Annotated in this window: 17 protein-coding genes and 1 riboswitch; of the genes, 7 read left to right on the top strand and 10 right to left on the bottom strand. The window is 63.6% G+C overall.

What is annotated here, in order from left to right:
* Window positions 1–146 precede the first annotated feature (146 nt).
* On the top strand, window positions 147–797 hold the full coding sequence (locus C2L64_RS26650) for a DNA-3-methyladenine glycosylase (protein ID WP_007579106.1): 651 nt from the start codon (window positions 147–149) through the stop codon (window positions 795–797).
* Between the two features lie 290 nt (window positions 798–1,087).
* Window positions 1,088–1,417, top strand: a complete 330-nt coding sequence (locus C2L64_RS26645) for a DUF4148 domain-containing protein (RefSeq protein WP_007579104.1) — start codon at window positions 1,088–1,090, stop codon at window positions 1,415–1,417.
* A 270-nt stretch (window positions 1,418–1,687) separates the two neighbouring features.
* Here C2L64_RS26645 and C2L64_RS26640 read toward each other — a convergent pair whose 3' ends face one another.
* Complete coding sequence (locus tag C2L64_RS26640) at window positions 1,688–2,122, bottom strand: CBS domain-containing protein (RefSeq protein ID WP_007579103.1); 435 nt, start codon at window positions 2,120–2,122, stop codon at window positions 1,688–1,690.
* Between the two features lie 355 nt (window positions 2,123–2,477).
* Here C2L64_RS26640 and ribA point away from each other — a divergent pair, with 355 nt between their 5' ends.
* Window positions 2,478–3,125, top strand: coding sequence for a GTP cyclohydrolase II (gene ribA, locus C2L64_RS26635; protein WP_035537138.1), 648 nt, complete (start codon window positions 2,478–2,480; stop codon window positions 3,123–3,125).
* Window positions 3,126–3,206: 81 nt separating this feature from the next.
* Here the strand turns inward: ribA and C2L64_RS53400 are convergent, their stop codons facing one another.
* Both C2L64_RS53400 and C2L64_RS26630 read right to left on the bottom strand, forming a co-directional pair.
* Window positions 3,207–3,380, bottom strand: coding sequence for a hypothetical protein (locus C2L64_RS53400; protein WP_158660538.1), 174 nt, complete (start codon window positions 3,378–3,380; stop codon window positions 3,207–3,209).
* A gap of 13 nt (window positions 3,381–3,393) precedes the next feature.
* Window positions 3,394–4,275, bottom strand: coding sequence for an NmrA family NAD(P)-binding protein (locus C2L64_RS26630; RefSeq protein ID WP_007579099.1), 882 nt, complete (start codon window positions 4,273–4,275; stop codon window positions 3,394–3,396).
* Between the two features lie 193 nt (window positions 4,276–4,468).
* On the opposite strand from C2L64_RS26630, the gene C2L64_RS26625 reads away from it, so the two are divergent.
* Window positions 4,469–5,356, top strand: a complete 888-nt coding sequence (locus C2L64_RS26625) for an AraC family transcriptional regulator (protein ID WP_007579097.1) — start codon at window positions 4,469–4,471, stop codon at window positions 5,354–5,356.
* Window positions 5,357–5,373: 17 nt separating this feature from the next.
* On the opposite strand, the gene C2L64_RS26620 is transcribed toward C2L64_RS26625, so the two are convergent.
* A complete protein-coding gene (locus C2L64_RS26620; protein WP_007579095.1) occupies window positions 5,374–7,857 on the bottom strand; it encodes a GcvT family protein in 2,484 nt (827 codons plus the stop codon).
* Between the two features lie 211 nt (window positions 7,858–8,068).
* Here C2L64_RS26620 and C2L64_RS26615 point away from each other — a divergent pair, with 211 nt between their 5' ends.
* Entirely contained in the window at window positions 8,069–8,863 is a 795-nt protein-coding gene (locus tag C2L64_RS26615; protein WP_007579093.1) for a DeoR/GlpR family DNA-binding transcription regulator, read from the top strand.
* 454 nt (window positions 8,864–9,317) lie between these two features.
* On the opposite strand, the gene C2L64_RS53395 is transcribed toward C2L64_RS26615, so the two are convergent.
* Entirely contained in the window at window positions 9,318–9,632 is a 315-nt protein-coding gene (locus C2L64_RS53395; RefSeq protein ID WP_131542588.1) for a hypothetical protein, read from the bottom strand.
* 74 nt (window positions 9,633–9,706) lie between these two features.
* On the opposite strand from C2L64_RS53395, the gene C2L64_RS26610 reads away from it, so the two are divergent.
* Window positions 9,707–10,393, top strand: a complete 687-nt coding sequence (locus C2L64_RS26610) for a response regulator transcription factor (protein ID WP_007744969.1) — start codon at window positions 9,707–9,709, stop codon at window positions 10,391–10,393.
* A gap of 42 nt (window positions 10,394–10,435) precedes the next feature.
* Here the strand turns inward: C2L64_RS26610 and bluB are convergent, their stop codons facing one another.
* From bluB to cobA, 5 genes are read right to left on the bottom strand one after another with little or no spacing between them, the layout of a single operon-like run.
* Window positions 10,436–11,131 (bottom strand): 5,6-dimethylbenzimidazole synthase, encoded by a 696-nt coding sequence (gene bluB, locus C2L64_RS26605; RefSeq protein ID WP_007579088.1) that lies wholly within the window; start codon window positions 11,129–11,131, stop codon window positions 10,436–10,438.
* Window positions 11,115–12,419, bottom strand: a complete 1,305-nt coding sequence (locus tag C2L64_RS26600) for a cobyrinate a,c-diamide synthase (protein WP_007579087.1) — start codon at window positions 12,417–12,419, stop codon at window positions 11,115–11,117. Before C2L64_RS26600 ends, bluB begins: the two co-directional genes overlap by 17 nt.
* A 3-nt stretch (window positions 12,420–12,422) precedes the next feature.
* A complete protein-coding gene (gene cobO, locus C2L64_RS26595; protein ID WP_007579086.1) occupies window positions 12,423–13,025 on the bottom strand; it encodes a cob(I)yrinic acid a,c-diamide adenosyltransferase in 603 nt (200 codons plus the stop codon).
* Window positions 13,022–13,441 carry a cobalamin biosynthesis protein gene (locus tag C2L64_RS26590; protein WP_007579085.1) on the bottom strand — a complete coding sequence of 140 codons (420 nt, stop codon included), beginning with the start codon at window positions 13,439–13,441 and terminating at the stop codon, window positions 13,022–13,024. Before C2L64_RS26590 ends, cobO begins: the two co-directional genes overlap by 4 nt.
* The gene (gene cobA, locus C2L64_RS26585) at window positions 13,438–14,175 is read right to left on the bottom strand and encodes a uroporphyrinogen-III C-methyltransferase (protein WP_007579084.1); all 738 of its coding nucleotides are present in this window, start codon (window positions 14,173–14,175) and stop codon (window positions 13,438–13,440) included. Before cobA ends, C2L64_RS26590 begins: the two co-directional genes overlap by 4 nt.
* A gap of 147 nt (window positions 14,176–14,322) precedes the next feature.
* Window positions 14,323–14,595: riboswitch (cobalamin riboswitch) on the bottom strand.
* A gap of 289 nt (window positions 14,596–14,884) precedes the next feature.
* Between cobA and C2L64_RS26580 the strand changes: the two genes are divergently transcribed.
* Window positions 14,885–15,466 (top strand): hypothetical protein, encoded by a 582-nt coding sequence (locus C2L64_RS26580; protein ID WP_007579083.1) that lies wholly within the window; start codon window positions 14,885–14,887, stop codon window positions 15,464–15,466.
* Window positions 15,467–15,481 lie beyond the last annotated feature (15 nt).

The following is a 15,481-nucleotide window of genomic DNA, read 5'->3' as shown; positions in this document are numbered from 1 at the left end:
GTCGTCCGGATGCGGCATTGCTACAACGGATCGATGCCGCTGGTGCCATTCGACTTGCGCCGTGCATCGAACCGCGCCGCGCGTCATCATGCTGCAAACTGCGTGGCTCACGCGGACGACGGCATCTAATCCCGGCGCTTCATCGCATGACGAAGACGACGCTTTCCCTCGTTCCTCTACACCGCAACGATCTACCCATCGATACGGTTGACCTCGCGCGCTTCCTGTTGGGTAAATACCTGGTCCGCGACCTGGCCGAAGGTCGGGTTGCGGGGCGGATCGTCGAGACCGAGGCGTATCCCGTCGGCGATTCGACCAATCATGCGTATCCGGGGCGGCGCGCGTACAACGGCTCGATGTTCCTCGAACACGGCCATGCTTATGTTCGGCTCACCTACGGCATCTACAACGTGATCAACGTGGTCAGCGAGCCCGATGGCACGGGCGCCGCCGTATTGATTCGCGCGCTGGAGCCGGTGGAGGGCATCGAATGGATGCAGGCGCGCCGGCCGGACGCGAAGCTGCGCGATCTCGCGCGCGGCCCGGGGCGGCTGGCGCTCGCGCTCGGCATCGATCTCAGCTTCGACGGTGCCGACCTTTGCACCGGGCGCGGGCTATGGCTTGGCGCGACGGGCAAGGCGCGCACGCCTGTCGCGGTGACGACGCGCATCGGCATCGCGCGGGAGATGCATCGGCTGCTGCGCTTCTATGTGCCCGGCAGTCCGTTTGTCAGCGGGCCACGTAAGCTGCTGTCGGCTGAGGCTCTGCCGCCCGGTGAGGGGGCGCCGTCCACGTAACGTTGCATGCTGACCTGAGTCCTGGGCAGCGCGTCCAACCCGTCCATACGTGTGGCATCCATCGCGTTTGCCACATAGTGAGATACGCCGATCCACCCCGACATTATTACGTCTTACCACGCTCCAGTTGACATCCGGCTTGCAAAGCGACCGGACTCTTTCATTCAGCGCAATTAAGTATCTCCGGAATAGGGGTTTTCCCTTGGTGTGCCGATGGCTACACTGATCTCACTGGCTTCACACACGGTTGTGTGAAGCGGCTGACAAAACAACTTTCGGAGGTAGTTATCATGAAATCGCTCATCAAGGCTGCTGTCATCGCTGCTGTTCTCGCTGTCCCCGCCGTCTCGTTCGCCCAGTCGAACCAGCCCGTGACCCGCGCGCAAGTCCGCGCCGAACTGGTCCAGCTGGAAAAGGCAGGCTACAACCCGGCAACGGCTGTCGATTCGACCTATCCGGCCGACATCCAGGCTGCCGAAGCGCGCGTTCAGGCGCAAAACGGCGCAGTAGCGCAAGCGCCTGTTGCCGATACCGGCTACGGCGCATCGACGAACGGTTCGTCGCAATCGGGCGCGGCCAAGACGCTGAACCCGGCGCAAGACGTCTACTTCGGTCATTGATTCCGGAGTACAAGCCGGGCCGCAGTGTTCACGGTCCGGCGCGCGCGCGTTCGATGCAGGTATGAAGCGCGCAACCAGAATATGAACGGCGGCGCGGCCTGGACCGGAGAAGGTCGCCGCACCGTCGTCAAGGAAAGCATGAACCTCCGCCGCCGAAAGGTGGCTTAGCCCAACCTCGCGGATTGGGCTTTTTTTGCTGGCTTGCGCGGCAGGCGTAGCAGGGCGCGCCGCAGTCGCAGCGGCGGAAATGACATCGCAGCGGCGCGACGCTCAGCTGCTATGGATGTAGTGTTCGAGCTGCTGGATGGTGAACTGCTGCTCGGCGATGATGGTTTTCACGAGGTCGCCGATCGACACCATGCCGATCAACTGTTCGTTGTCCAGGACAGGCAGGTGACGCATGCGGCGCTCCGTCATCAACGCCATGCATTCGTCCGTGGTCTGGTCCGGGCGCACGAAGCGCACGGCGCTGCTCATGATGTCGCGCACGGGCGTCGTCTTCGACGAGCGGTCCATCAGCACGATCTTGCGCGCATAGTCGCGTTCGGTGACGATCCCCGCGATCGACCCGTTTTCCTTGACGATCAATGCACCGATCTGTTTGTCGGCCATCAGCTTGATGGCGTTGTAGACGGAATCGGATGCCTCGATCGTGTAGACCTCTTGAGTCGGCTTCGATTTGAGGACTTGTGCAACGCTAGTCATGGAGCGGCTCCGTTTGCAGTGCAGCACGCCTGGCCACGGCGCGCTGGGGTGAAGGAGAGGCACGTCAAGCGCAGAACAGGCGCCAATCAAGTATAGACGTCGACACCGCGCGCGGCGACGCTCGCTTCGCCTGGTTTCGTGGGGACCATCACGCATGTCATGCGATTTGCGGAAATGAGCAGGCTGCGTTTCTCGTCGTGCCTACGCGCAGTGATGCACCGCGATGGTCCGGATTGCCGGCCGCGCACCAGCACGGAGCGACTGCCAGGTACAATTCGGCGTTTAGCGGTAAACTCCGCTTCTGTACTTTATCCCCGGTAGCTCACGGGTTCATGTCCGCAATTCCGCTAACGCCATGCCCATGTCTCACGATCCGTTGCTCGCTGACGGCGCAATCACCGGCGAATGCGTCACGCTCGACGCTTGCGCCACGCTTCCCACCCGCTACGGCACCTTCGAATCCTATGTGTTCCGGGTGAACGACTCGGGCGCCGAGCACTTCGCGCTCGTAATGGGCGATGTCGAGAATCAACCATCGGTGCTCACGCGCCTGCATTCGGAGTGTCTGACGGGCGACGTGCTCGGTTCATACCGTTGCGACTGCGGCGAGCAACTGGATCTCGCGCTGCGCTATATCGCGGCGGAGGGCTGTGGCGTGCTGCTGTATCTGCGTGGTCACGAAGGGCGCGGCATCGGCCTGTCGAACAAGATCCGCGCGTATGCGCTGCAGCAGCAGGGCCGCGACACCGTCGAGGCGAATCTCGATCTCGGCCTGCCCGACGATTCGCGCGAGTATGATTCGGCGGCAGCCATTCTGCGCCTGCTAAAGGTGACGTCGGTGCGTCTGATGAGCAACAACCCGAAGAAGTTCGACTCGCTGTCGAAGCACGGCATCCCCGTTTGCGAACGTGTCGCACTCGCCATTCCGATGCGCGAAGAGAACGAGCGCTATATCCGCACCAAGCAGGTGAAATTCGGGCATTACTTCGAAGAGAACGAGTGACGTGTGTCGCCCGGACTCGCTGAGCACGGTGAGCAACGTGCAATGGCCTCGCGAAACAGCGAGGCCATTTGCTTTACGGAGTCAGAAGATCATGAAGTCGTCGTTGCTGTCGGGGATCGAGCTCAGCAGTCGCTCCAGTCGATGCCAGCCGAGTCGCGCGGCGAGTGTTGTCGCGAGCCTGTATAGCGTCCTCGTCGGGTCTGGAGGGCGCGCGTGACGATGCCCGATCGTGCGTATCAAAGGGCAGCACTGCATGCGATGCCTCCCGTCACGCGTTGATCGTCGACACGAGCGCCGCAATAACGTCGCGTAATTCAGTCGTGCCGAAGCGCCGCCCGGTACCCGCTTCGACATCGATTCGCCCCGTGTTCTGCGCGTCGTACAGATCGGTGATCAGCTTCGCGTGATTCGCGTTGAGGCCCGCGCGCAGCAGCGTCGCCGTCCATTCGTCGCGCGGCAGCGCGTGCGCAACGATATCGCGTCCGCTTGTGTCGCCGAGCGCGCGTGCTACATCGTTTGCGTCGTAACGGCGCGGACCTTCCACGCTCACGATTCGAACGCCCGCTTCATCGAACCCGTCGATCAGCAAGCGCGCGGCAACGATGCCGACGTCATGCGCGGACACCGTCGGAAACGACCTGTCGAGAGGGTGATGCAGACTCGGCAGCCGGCCCGTTGCGAGCGCGACAGGCACCACGCGCGCCCAGTTCTGCACGTGTTCCGCCGAACGCAGCAGCGTGAGGCGCGGCGCAGCCTCTCTGAACGCCGCTTCGAGATGATGAAACAGCATCGTGATACCTGTGTCTGCATCGAGTTCTGCGCCATAGTCCGACAGCGCGACGACATGCAGATGCGCATGCGCGCGCAGCGCACGCGCGGCCGTATCGATCATGCGACGCATCGCGTCTGCGGGGTCCGGGTCTCGATGCGGCAATGGACACAGCATCTGCACGGCGTGAGCGCCGTCGAGCGCGCGGTGAATCGATGCTTCGTCGTTGAGATCGCCGATCACGACTTCGCAGCCGATGCGCGTCAGCGTTTCCTGCTGCGCCGGGCTTCGCACGACGGCGCGCACGGCGTGCCCTTCATGTCTGAGCGCCGCCGCTGCCGAACGTCCTACCTTGCCCGTTGCGCCAAAAATCACATACATCGTCTATCTCCACTGGTTTCATGGGAATCAAGCGTACGCGGCGGCGCATCCGGAAACGCGCATGGAAGGATGACGGGCAGCAGATCCGGATGACGATCTGCGCGTGGCAAGCCGTGCCTCGGAGCAAAGGCCAGCACGCAAGCGCAAAACGCAGCACAATGCGGCAATCAGACGATGGAACGAGGTGCAAGCGATGAATGCTGTCCACCCTGCGTTGGTGCCGCACTCCGGCGGGCGCGCGAGCCTGCTGTCGAGCGCGTCGCTCGGCTGGTCGGGTTTTGGCGCGGAAATGCTCGGGATCGCGGCGGGCGCGCATCGCATTCCGGCGATCGAGCATCATCGTGTCGGCGTGCATGTCGGCGCGCCCGTGCGAGCGGTCTGCCGATGCAATGGCCAGCGCGCGGCGCGCATCCAGGCGCACGGCGATGCCGACGTGATTCCGGCGGGCCTCGACGGCGAATGGTCCGACGATGACAGCTGCACGATCCTGCGCATCTGGTTCGCCGAAGATTTCGTGCGCAATACCTTCGATCAGCTCGGCCTGCGCGCCACCGATGCGCAGATCCGCCCGCAGTTCCAGTTGCGCGACGCGCGTTTTCAACATCTGGCGTGGGCGATGCGCGCGGAACTCGAAGCCGAGGACGCATCCGATCCGCTCTACGCCGAAAGCCTGTGCACCGCGATGATCGTACGGCTCGCGGGCGCTTCGATTTCATACGACGACAAAAGACGCACGCTGTCGCCGCGCGCGGCGGCGCGCGTGATCGACTATATCGAGGCGCATCTCGACGAACGCCTGACGCTGAGCGAACTGGCCGCGCTCGTCGAGCTGAGCGTGCCGCATTTCAAGGTGCTGTTTCGCGAGACGATGGGCGTGCCTGTGCATCGGCATGTCGTGCAGCGGCGCGTCGAACGCGCAAAGGTGTTGTTGCTGCAGGGCCGGCTGAGCGCGAGCCAGGTCGCGCTCGAAGCCGGCTTTTCGCATCAGAGCCACATGGCGCACTGGATGAAGCGGCTGCTCGGCGTGACGCCACGCGATATCGCGCGCAGCGATGCTCTGCGGCTGATCGTTACGCGCTAACGTGCGCGTTGTGTGCGTCAGCTTTTGATACGAGCAGAAGCGGGATCGTAGGGCGCTTTCAGATGTAGCGTCGCGGGCAGCAGATCGCCGGCGACGTCGATCTGATAGCGGCCACTCGTGAGCCAGGCCTGGTTGAGCGCGGCGCCGTCGTCGCGCTTCACATAGCCCATTGCGACGGGACAGCCGAGCGTATGCCCGAACGCCGCCGAACTCACGAAGCCGACCGCCTTGCCATCGCGCAGGATTGCTTCGCCGCCCCATAGCATGCGATCGCTCGCGCCATCGGCGGTGAACACGACGAGGCGTCGTTGCAGCGGCACGTCGCGTAGCCTCACAAGTGCATCGCGGCCGATGAACGGCATGTCCTTGTCGAGCTTGCACGCGAACGCGAGGCCCGCTTCGAACGGATTGGTATCCGGCGACAGCTCGCGTCCCCACGCGCGATAACCTTTTTCGATCCGCAGCGACTCGAGCGCGTAATATCCCGCGTTTTTAAGGCCAAAATGCTTGCCCGCCGCATGCAGCGTTTCGTAGACGCCGACTGCGAACTCGACGGGCACATACAGTTCCCAGCCCAGTTCGCCGACATACGAGATGCGCGTCGCGCGCACCGTTGCGTAGCCGATATCCACTTCGCGGCTCTGTCCGAACGCAAAGCCCTCGTTGCTCCAGTCGGTCTTCGACACGCTCGCGAGCAGATCGCGAGCACGCGGCCCCATCACGGCGAGCACCGCGTACTGGCTCGTCACGTCGACGAGCATGCAATGGCTGTCGTGCGGAATGCGCTTGTCGAGGGTGTCGAAATCGCGCGTGGTTTGCGCGGAGCCCGTGACGAGCAGGTATTGATCGTCCGCGACGCGTGTGAGCGTGAAGTCCGACTCGTAGCCGCCGCGCTCGTTCAGCATGCCCGTATAGACGGCTGTGCCAACGGGCACCGCGACATCGTTCGCGACGATCCGTTGCAGTACGGCTTGCGCGTCGCGTCCCTTGACGAGAAATTTGGAGAACGACGTCATATCGAACAGTGCGACGCCTTCGCGGCACGCGCGATGTTCTTCTCCACTCCACGGGAGCCAGTCCTGCTGGCCGAACGCATACTCGATGCGTGCCTCTTCTAACGAAGGCGCGAAGAAATTCGGACGCTCCCAACCCATCTTGCTGCCGAAACACGCGCCTTCGTCGCGCAGCAGCGCATAGAGCGGCGAGCGGCGGAAGGGCCGCGCGCTATCGAGTTCGCGGTTCGGCCAGGGCATCGCGTAGTGCAGGCCGAGCGTTTCCTTCACGCGGTCGTGCAGCCAGGTATCGTTGCCGTTGAAGCGCGCGAAGCGGCGAATGTCCACAGGCCACAGGTCCATCGTCGGTTCGCCCGCGACGATCCACTCGGCGAGCGCCATGCCCGCGCCGCCCGCCGATGCAATGCCCATCGAGTTGAAGCCCGCGCCGATATAGAAGTTGCGCAGCTCGGGCGCTTCGCCCAGCATGAAGTTGTTGTCGGGCGTGAACGACTCGGGGCCGTTGTAGAACTGGCGCACCTGCGCCGTTTCCAGCGCGGGCACGCGTTGTAGCGCGTTCTCCATCGGGATCTGGAATTGATCCCAGTCGTCGGGCAGCAACTGGAACTCGAAGTTCTCGGGAATGCCGTTCATGCCCCACGGTTTAGCGTCTGGTTCGAAGCCGCCCATCACGAGCCCGCCCACTTCTTCCTTGAAATAGATGTAGCCGTCCGGGTCGCGCATCACGGGCAGGTCGGGATGCACGCCCGCAATACGCTCCGTGACGATGTAGTAGTGCTCGGCCGAATGCAGCGGCACCGTGACGCCGCACAGACGGCCGACGTGCTTTGCCCATTGCCCCGTGCAATTGACGACGACCTGTGCATTGATCGTGCCTTCGTTGCCTTCCTTGTCGCGCCATGCGACGCCGCTCGCTTCGCGGCCCTTCGATACAGCCCGCGTGTGGATCGCAGTAACACGCGTGTTCTCGACGATGCGCGCGCCACGCCGACGTGCGCCGCGCGCGAGCGCCTGCGTCAGATCGGTCGGATTCGCTTTGCCGTCGCCGGGCAACCAGACTGCGCCGTGCAGGTCGTCGGTGCGCATGGGCGGCCATAGTTCGCCGGCTTCCTTCGCGCCGATCACCTCGCAGCTCACGCCATAGGCGCGCGCGACGGCCGCCGTACGCTTGAGTTGCGTCATGCGTTCGGCCGTGCGCGCGACCGACAGCGAGCCGCATTGCTTCCAGCCCGTCGCCAGACCCGTGTCGGCTTCGAGTTCGGCGTAGAGCGCCGTCGAGTAGCGGATCAGCTTCGTCATGCTCTCCTGCGCGCGCAACTGGCCGACGAGACCGGCCGCGTGCCATGTCGTGCCGCATGACAACTGGCCCTGTTCGAGCAGCACGACATCCGTCCATCCGAGCTTCGTGAGGTGATACGCGACCGAGCATCCGATGATGCCGCCGCCGATGATGACGACGCGCGCCTGCGTCGGAAGGTGGGTTGACATGAGGGGAGGCTCGCGGAAGAGTGTGGAAATGAGTGGAAGTATGTGGGAATTAGCTGCTGCGTACTTTGCCGCAAAAATCCCCGAAATGCAACGTTGCCCGACAACTATGCGGTCGCGGGCGGTGAGGATGAATGTGGAATTGCATGGATTCGTATTGGAGCCGGGCGGACAGGTTTGCTAGACTGGCGCCAATTTCCAGATCCCGCCAACGATGTTCGCCACTCACCGACAGAACGAGATCCTGCGGCTCGTCCGCGCGCAACAGACCTGCACGATCACCGATCTGGCCAACACCTTCGCGGTATCCGACGAAACGATCCGGCGCGATCTCAAGCCGCTCGTGGCCGAGGGACTGCTCGTCAAGGTGCATGGCGGCATCATGCTGCCTGCGCAACTGGACGAACCGCCGTTCAGGCGTCGCATGGTGGAACAGCGCGACGCGAAGCGCGCGATCGCAGCGCGCGTCGCGCAACTGATCGGCGATGGCGATTCGCTGATGCTCGACGGCGGCACGACCTGCGTGCATATCGCGCAGGCGCTCGAGTCGCATGCGCGTCTCACGGTCGTGACCAATTCGGCCGAGGTCGCGCGGCTGCTCGCGCCGCGCAATGAGAACCGCGTGCTGATGGCGGGCGGTGAGTTGCGCGCGGACGATGCTTCCGCCGTCGGCGAAAGCGCGCTCGCGTTCTTCCGGCAATTCCATGTGCGCCACGCGATCGTGTCGGTGACGGCCATCGACGCGAAAGGGCGCTTCATGGACGCCCAGCCCGCCGACGCCGCGCTCGCGCGCGCGGCATTCTCGCAAGCCGAGCGCCGCATCGTCGCCGCCGATCACACGAAGTTCGGCCATAGCGCGCTGGTGCATGTGTTCGGCGCGGATGGTCTCGACACCCTGGTCACGGATGCGGCGCCGGCAGCGGGACTGTCCAGGGTGCTGGCGGGCGCCGGTGTCGACGTGATCTGCGCGTCGCCCGCTGCGGACGATACAAATGAGGAAGTCGTCTAATCGCGCGTTAAAGACTTGCGTCGCCCGCCATTGATGACGCAGGGCGATGCAAGGCCGCTCCGTCCGAAGTGCGGCGCTCGCGAGATTGCTCGCAACCCTAAAGTGCAGTGCGGCAAAAGCCGCTAACCGAATTGAGTGCAGTGCCTTTGACAGCCTATAGCGCATATGGCACCGATAAGTCCGTTATCGGTATCATCGGGCCGATTTAACGAAATGCCTGCGTTGCCACATAAAAATGGCAAGATTAATTGACTGATTCAATTCGTTCTAATAATCTTCACCCCGATTTAAATCGAATGCGTCAGCGGCGACGCTTGAATTGTTAAATCGCACGAATACTGGCACGAACTTTTATTCCAATGTGTGGAATAGGACACACAAATCGGGTGTTTGTGTTGTAGCGCCTCGTGTATCGGCAGCATGATCTGTCGATCAGCTTTCAGTCGTACGCCAGTCATTTCCAGCCGCAAAAAGAAGTGCCGGGCACGTCCCGCAGGCGCGTGGCGTCATGCTCTTGCAGCGTGGCGCTCAATACCGCCCGGCGGGCGATGCGGGCAGCAAAATGCAAGAAAAAAATCCGCTTGTACTGCGCGGTCAAAAGAAGTGGATTGTGCGCCTGTTTAATTGTGGCTGTTCCATTGTCGCAATGAGGCGCGCAGGCATTAAAGCAATATCGGGCTATCGAGGTGTTGTCTGGCAATCTGAAGCAATTTGCCGGCATTCGGTGTAGGGCTTGAAGAACAAAGCGTATGTGGATTTGAAATTTCATATTCGCGAGTCGTCATCCCTTCATCGACGATTACCCGGTCGGACGGAAACAACGAATTAGCGTTGCGGGGTTTTATGAGAATTGCAGTTCTGGAGGAGACTCAGGCGCAAGCCGACTTTGTGTGCAGAATCTTGTCGGCGGCGGGACACACATGTCATGCATTCGATGACGGCCGGGCACTCGTCGGACAGTTGCGCAGCCAGCCATTCGATCTGCTCGTGCTGGATCGCCACACGCCGGGATTGTCGGGTGACGAGGTGCTGCGCTGGATCCGTCAGAATCTCACGGAGCGTCTGCCCGTGCTGTTCATGACCCGCGCAAGCGATGCCGCGCATCGCGACATCGACGCCGACGATCATCTCGTCAAGCCGGTGAGCGCAGCGGCGCTGCTGGCGCGTGTCGGAGTGCTGTTGCGCGGCGCGTTTCATCGCGAGCCCATGGCCGAGAAGGAAGTGTTCGGCGAGTATGAATTCGAGCCGGGTGCGAAGCGCGTGCATGTGCGCGGCAATGCCGTCACGCTGACGCACAAGGAGTTCGAACTCGCGCTGCTGCTGTTCAAGCATCTGAGCCGGCCGCTGTCGCGCTCGCATATCCTCGACGCGATCTGGAAGCAGGCTGCCGCGATTCCGTCGCGCACGATGGACACGCACGTGTCGATGCTGCGCTCGAAGCTCGGTCTGCGGCCCGAGAACGGTTATCGTCTGATGCCGATTTACGGCTATGGCTACCGGCTTGAACGGATCGAGAAGGGCGACGCCTGAGAAGGCGTCGAAACTGCCGTTTAAAACGGCATTGATGGCGCGCTAGACCATCTGGCTTGCGCCGCCTTCCGGTTGCGCCTCCTTGCAGGCGGACAGTTCGTCGGGCCACGTGTTTTCGAACACGCACGCGCTGAGCGGCTTGCGCGTCGCCCAGCCTTCCGATTCGAGCATCGGCTCGGGATAGAACCGCTCCACATGCCCGAGGCACAGCAGCGCGACGGGCCGCGCGCCTGGCGGCATGCCGAGCATCGCGCGCACTTCGTCGGCATCGAACAGCGACACCCAGCCCATGCCGAGACCTTCCGCGCGCGCGGCGAGCCACATGTTCTGGATCGCGCACGCAACCGACGCGAGATCCATCTCCGGCAGTGTGCGCCGTCCGAAGACGTGTTTCTCGCGGCCGTCCATCAGCGCCATCACCAGCAGCTCGCCGCACTCGAGCATGCCTTCCACCTTGAGCTTCATGAACTCGTCGCGCCGCTTGCCGAGCGCGTCCGCCGTCAACAGCCTTTCGCGGTCGACGGCGGCATGCAGTTGCGTGCGCAGCGCGGGATCGGTGATGCGCCCGATCCGCCACGGCTGCATATAGCCGACGCTCGGCGCGTGATGCGCGGCGTCGATGAGACGCGCCAGCACGGCGGGATCGACGGGCGCGGGCACGAAGTGACGCATGTCGCGCCGTTCGTAGATCGCGCGGTAAACGGCGGCGCGCTCGGCGTCGTCAAAAGGCTCGGCCATGGAAGAGGGCAGCCGCGAAGGCTGGATTGGACGGCCAGTAGCCGTGCATGTAAGTGGCGACGATCGAACCCCGGCGATAGATCGCTTCGCCGGGTGCGTCGGACTGGGCGCGCGTCGCATGGCCGACGGGGGCGAGCGGCGTGCTCACGCGCGAATAGTGGAACGTGTGGCCCGTCAGCATGCCGTGCACGCCGTCGTCCATCTGCTGCATGCCGAGCGCCGTAAAGCGCGTTTGCATGGCCGCGCTGCCGGGCAGCAGGCCGAGCATCGGCGTGGTGCCGCCTTGCGTGTCGGTGACGCTGTCGAGCAGGTAAAGCATGCCGCCGCATTCCGCGACGATGGTTTTGTCGGCTGTCGCATGCGCGCGAATCGATGCCGCAGCGCGCGCGTTGGCCGCAAGCGCGTTTGCGTGCAACTCGGGATAGCCGCCGGGCAGATAGAGCGCGTTTGCATCGTCGGGAACGGCTTCATCTGCGAGCGGCGAGAAATATGTGAGACGCGCGCCGAGCGCTTCGAGCAGTTGCACGTTCGCCGGATAGATGAACGAAAACGCGGCGTCGCGCGCAATCGTGATGTGCAGGCTGTCGAGCAGGCGCGGCAACGTCGCTGCGTCGGCCTCGTCTTCGAACGTGACGGCAGGCGGCAACTGCGCGAGCGCGGTCGACGCGAGCGCATCTGCCGCGCGATCGAGGCGCGCATCGAGGTCGTCGATCTCCGCGGCTTGCAGCAGACCGAGATGACGATCGGGCAATTCGATCGCATCGGTGCTCGACAGATGACCGAGCATGGGCAGATCGTGCGGCAACACTTCTTCGAGCATCTGCGCGTGACGCGCCGAGCCAACGCGATTCGCGAACACGCCATGAAACGGCACGTCGTCACGAAAGCGCGCGAGGCCGAAGGCGATCGCTCCGAAGGTCTGCGCCATCGCCTTCGCAGAAATTACGGCGGCAACGGGCACGTTGAACTTCGCCGCGAGGTCGGCGCTGCTCGGCGTGCCGTCGAACAGACCCATCACGCCTTCGATCAGAATCAGATCCGCTTCGCGCGCGGCCTGCGCGAGCAACGCACGGCACGCGCGTTCGCCGACCATCCACAGGTCGAGCGACAAAACGGGTGCGCCGCTCGCGCGCGCGAGAATCATCGGGTCCAGAAAATCCGGGCCCGTCTTGAACACGCGCACCTCACGCCCCATCCGCCGATGATGCCGCGCAAGCGCGGCCGTGACCGTCGTCTTGCCCTGGCCCGACGCCGGCGCGCTGATGAAGAGAGCGGGGCACGCGGGCATCGTTCAGAACTCCACGCCGCGTTGCGCTTTCACATGCTGCTCGCGGTACGGATGCTTGACGATGCGCATCTCGGTGACGAGATCGGCGGCGTCGATCAGCGCGTCGGGCGCGTGGCGGCCCGTGATGACGACGTGCAGCATCTCAGGCCGCGCGTTCACCACATTGAGCACTTCTTCGAGCGGAAGATATTCGTACTTCAGCACGGTATTCAACTCGTCGAGAATCACCATCTGGTATTCGCCGCTTTCGATCATGCGGCGTGCCTCGTTCCAGCCCTTGCGCGCCGTCGCCATGTCGGCCTCGCGGTCCTGCGTGTTCCAGGTGTAGCCGTCGCCCATCGTGACGAAATCGCAATTCGCCTGCGCGCCGAGAAAATCACGCTCGGACGTATGCAGCGCGCCCTTGATGAACTGCACGACGCCGAGTTTCATGCCGTGGCCGAGCACGCGCACGGCCATGCCGAACGCCGCCGTCGACTTGCCCTTGCCCGTGCCCGTGTTGACGATCAGCAGCCCCTTTTCGACGTTGGCCTGCGCCTGCTTCTTCTCGTGGCCTTCGCGGCGGCGCTGCGTCATGCGTGCATGCGATTCGGGATCGGTCTTCATCGATGTTCCTTGATTCTGGTTGTGTCGGTGGAATGAGGGTGTGCGGCAGCGCACGCGATGGCGACGGTAACGCCGTCTCGCGCCTGTTTGCGCACTAGCAGTTCGCCGCCTTGCGCCGCGAGCAGCGCGCACGGCTCGCAAACGCCGTCGATGCCGAGATGCGCGCGCACGTGCGGCGATGTGTCGATCGGTGTATCGAGCGCGGCGATCGCTGCGCGCGTGAAGGTTCGCAGCGGCAGCGCATGCCGTGCGCAGAATACGACGAGTCCCGGCTCATCGGCTTTCGTATCGATCGACGCAACCGCGATCAGTGCCGAAAACGGCAGCGCGCCACCAAGCGCGTCGCGCACGGCGGCTTCGATCTGTTCGGCCGATACGCCGCGCCGGCAACCGATGCCCGCGATCAGCGCCGTCATGGCTTGAGCATGGCATCGACGGGCGCAGCCAGCGATGCGACGCCGCCGATCACGACAATCGACGGCGAACCGAGCTGCGCTTGCGCGACGCGTTGCACGAACTCGCTCAACGTCGCGCGGACATGGCGCTGCTCGGGGCGCGTGGCCGATTCGATCGCGGCGCAAGGTGTGTCCGGCGGCATGTCGGCGCGCAGCAGCGCGTCGACGATTTCGTTGAGCCGCCGCATGCCCATGTAAATGACGAGCGTCATGTGCGTGGCGGCGAGCGCGCGCCAGTCCGCTTCATGCTCGCCCGCGCCGTGGCCGGTGACGAAGATCACGCCCTGCGCGTGATCGCGATGTGTGACGGGAATGCCGATCGCAGCGGGCGCGGCGATGCCCGCCGTGATTCCGCTGATGATTTCGACGTGAATGCCCGCGGCCTGCAACGCCTGTTGCTCTTCGCCGCCGCGGCCGAACACGAACGGGTCGCCGCCTTTGAGCCGCGCGACGCTGCGGCCCGCGCGCAGATGATCGAGCATCATCGCGACGATTTCGGGTTGCGGTGTGGATTGCTGCCCGCCGCGCTTGCCGACGTGGACGATCTGCGCGTCGTCGCGCGCGAATTGCAAGACCTCGGGATTGACGAGATCGTCGACCAGCACGACGTCGGCCAGCGCGAGCGTGCGCGCGGCTTTGAGCGTCAGCAGTTCGACGTCGCCGGGGCCGGCGCCGATCAGCCAGGCGCGGCTCATGGCAAGGAGAGCGCCGCTGCACGGGCGGGCGCTTGTGTGTGACAGGTCATGCGATGTTGCGTGTGACGCGCGACGGCTGCTTGAGCCGGCGCCGCGCGTGGGCGCTGGTATCCGTTTCCCGCGGTTCCAGCGAATGGCGATCAGGTTCTCGCCCCCTTGCACCTGGCCGGTATCCGGGCTGACGGCTCATCGCGTTCGCCTTCCCACCTGCGGGTTGCAGGCAGTGGCCTTGAACGCACTGCGCGGAACATGCTTCATTCCGCTCGCCGCGTGACCGTTGCGGGGACAGCACAGGCCAGGCGGCTTCATGTTTCGCGTGGTTCGCTCGTTTTGCGAGCGCGATGTGAAGACGCTTCCCTGTTTCCCGTTTAACCCCGCCAGCCGTCGAGCCGGCGGGGCACCAGATGCGCCAATACGATAGCACACCGGCCCCTGAGGGCGGGCGGCGCGGGGTTTTCCGGCGTGCCTGCCCGATGGTGGTTCTCGCCGTGTTTCGACAAATTCGAAAACTGTTTTCAAGCAGTATTGGTGGTAAAGCCCAAGGGTGGTCATTTATAGTGGCCGGAAGTGAGACGTCAGTTTTTTCCGGTGTTAAATATCGGATAACTAACAAAATTTCACCTCAATTCGGATTGGTGGTGCGGGTCGCCGCCTTTTCGACTGCGTCTGCCCGTGAACAGGCAGATTAACCTTTAGGGATAACATTAAAATGAAATTGGCAACGATCGCGTCGGTCATGCTGGCAGCCGCGCTGGCGGCGACCTCGGTGCAGGCAGCGGACTCGCTCGCAAAGGCTGCGGATAGCCTCGTGGAAGCTGCGCCGCCCATCCACCTGAAGGCGCGCATCATCGCGATCGACGCCGGTGCTCGCACGGTCACGCTGAAGGGCGAAGACGGCATCGAGGTCACGATGCAGGTGGATGGAAAAATGGCCGGGTTCGACAAGCTGCGCGTGGGCGATAAGGTCGATGTGCTGTACAAGAATGCACTGCTCGTGCAGGCCGAAAAGGTGGACCCCGCCGGCAAGGGCATCCGTGAGCGCGTCGATGCTCAGGTGACCCTGAAAGGTCCGGACGGCCGGGATTCGGTGCATCAGGTCGAAACGCTGTCCACCGTGCAGAAGATCGATCCCGCCAAACGCCTGCTCACGCTGCGCGGTGTCTACGAGACGCAGATCATCAGGGTCACGCCGGATTTCGACCTGAAGGACCTGCACGTCGGCGACACGATCCACGCGGTTTTCGTCTCGGCGACGGCTATCGAAGTCACGCCGCAAGGCGCTGTGCACTGACGCTGTGCACTGAGT

Origin of the sequence: Paraburkholderia hospita (genome assembly GCF_002902965.1) — a bacterium.
GTDB classification, from domain to species: Bacteria; Pseudomonadota; Gammaproteobacteria; order Burkholderiales; family Burkholderiaceae; genus Paraburkholderia; species Paraburkholderia hospita.
The sequence above is the reverse complement of the archived record's forward strand: the minus strand, read 5'-3'. Positions and strand labels throughout refer to the sequence as shown.

Coding starts and splice junctions, on each gene's coding strand:
- C2L64_RS26650 (WP_007579106.1), top strand. CDS start 147: ATGACGAAGACGACGCTTTCCCTCGTTCCTCTACACCGCAACGATCTA.
- C2L64_RS26645 (WP_007579104.1), top strand. CDS start 1,088: ATGAAATCGCTCATCAAGGCTGCTGTCATCGCTGCTGTTCTCGCTGTC.
- C2L64_RS26640 (WP_007579103.1), bottom strand. CDS start 2,122: ATGACTAGCGTTGCACAAGTCCTCAAATCGAAGCCGACTCAAGAGGTC.
- ribA (WP_035537138.1), top strand. CDS start 2,478: ATGCCCATGTCTCACGATCCGTTGCTCGCTGACGGCGCAATCACCGGC.
- C2L64_RS53400 (WP_158660538.1), bottom strand. CDS start 3,380: ATGCAGTGCTGCCCTTTGATACGCACGATCGGGCATCGTCACGCGCGC.
- C2L64_RS26630 (WP_007579099.1), bottom strand. CDS start 4,275: ATGTATGTGATTTTTGGCGCAACGGGCAAGGTAGGACGTTCGGCAGCG.
- C2L64_RS26625 (WP_007579097.1), top strand. CDS start 4,469: ATGAATGCTGTCCACCCTGCGTTGGTGCCGCACTCCGGCGGGCGCGCG.
- C2L64_RS26620 (WP_007579095.1), bottom strand. CDS start 7,857: ATGTCAACCCACCTTCCGACGCAGGCGCGCGTCGTCATCATCGGCGGC.
- C2L64_RS26615 (WP_007579093.1), top strand. CDS start 8,069: ATGTTCGCCACTCACCGACAGAACGAGATCCTGCGGCTCGTCCGCGCG.
- C2L64_RS53395 (WP_131542588.1), bottom strand. CDS start 9,632: ATGAAATTTCAAATCCACATACGCTTTGTTCTTCAAGCCCTACACCGA.
- C2L64_RS26610 (WP_007744969.1), top strand. CDS start 9,707: ATGAGAATTGCAGTTCTGGAGGAGACTCAGGCGCAAGCCGACTTTGTG.
- bluB (WP_007579088.1), bottom strand. CDS start 11,131: ATGGCCGAGCCTTTTGACGACGCCGAGCGCGCCGCCGTTTACCGCGCG.
- C2L64_RS26600 (WP_007579087.1), bottom strand. CDS start 12,419: ATGCCCGCGTGCCCCGCTCTCTTCATCAGCGCGCCGGCGTCGGGCCAG.
- cobO (WP_007579086.1), bottom strand. CDS start 13,025: ATGAAGACCGATCCCGAATCGCATGCACGCATGACGCAGCGCCGCCGC.
- C2L64_RS26590 (WP_007579085.1), bottom strand. CDS start 13,441: ATGACGGCGCTGATCGCGGGCATCGGTTGCCGGCGCGGCGTATCGGCC.
- cobA (WP_007579084.1), bottom strand. CDS start 14,175: ATGAGCCGCGCCTGGCTGATCGGCGCCGGCCCCGGCGACGTCGAACTG.
- C2L64_RS26580 (WP_007579083.1), top strand. CDS start 14,885: ATGAAATTGGCAACGATCGCGTCGGTCATGCTGGCAGCCGCGCTGGCG.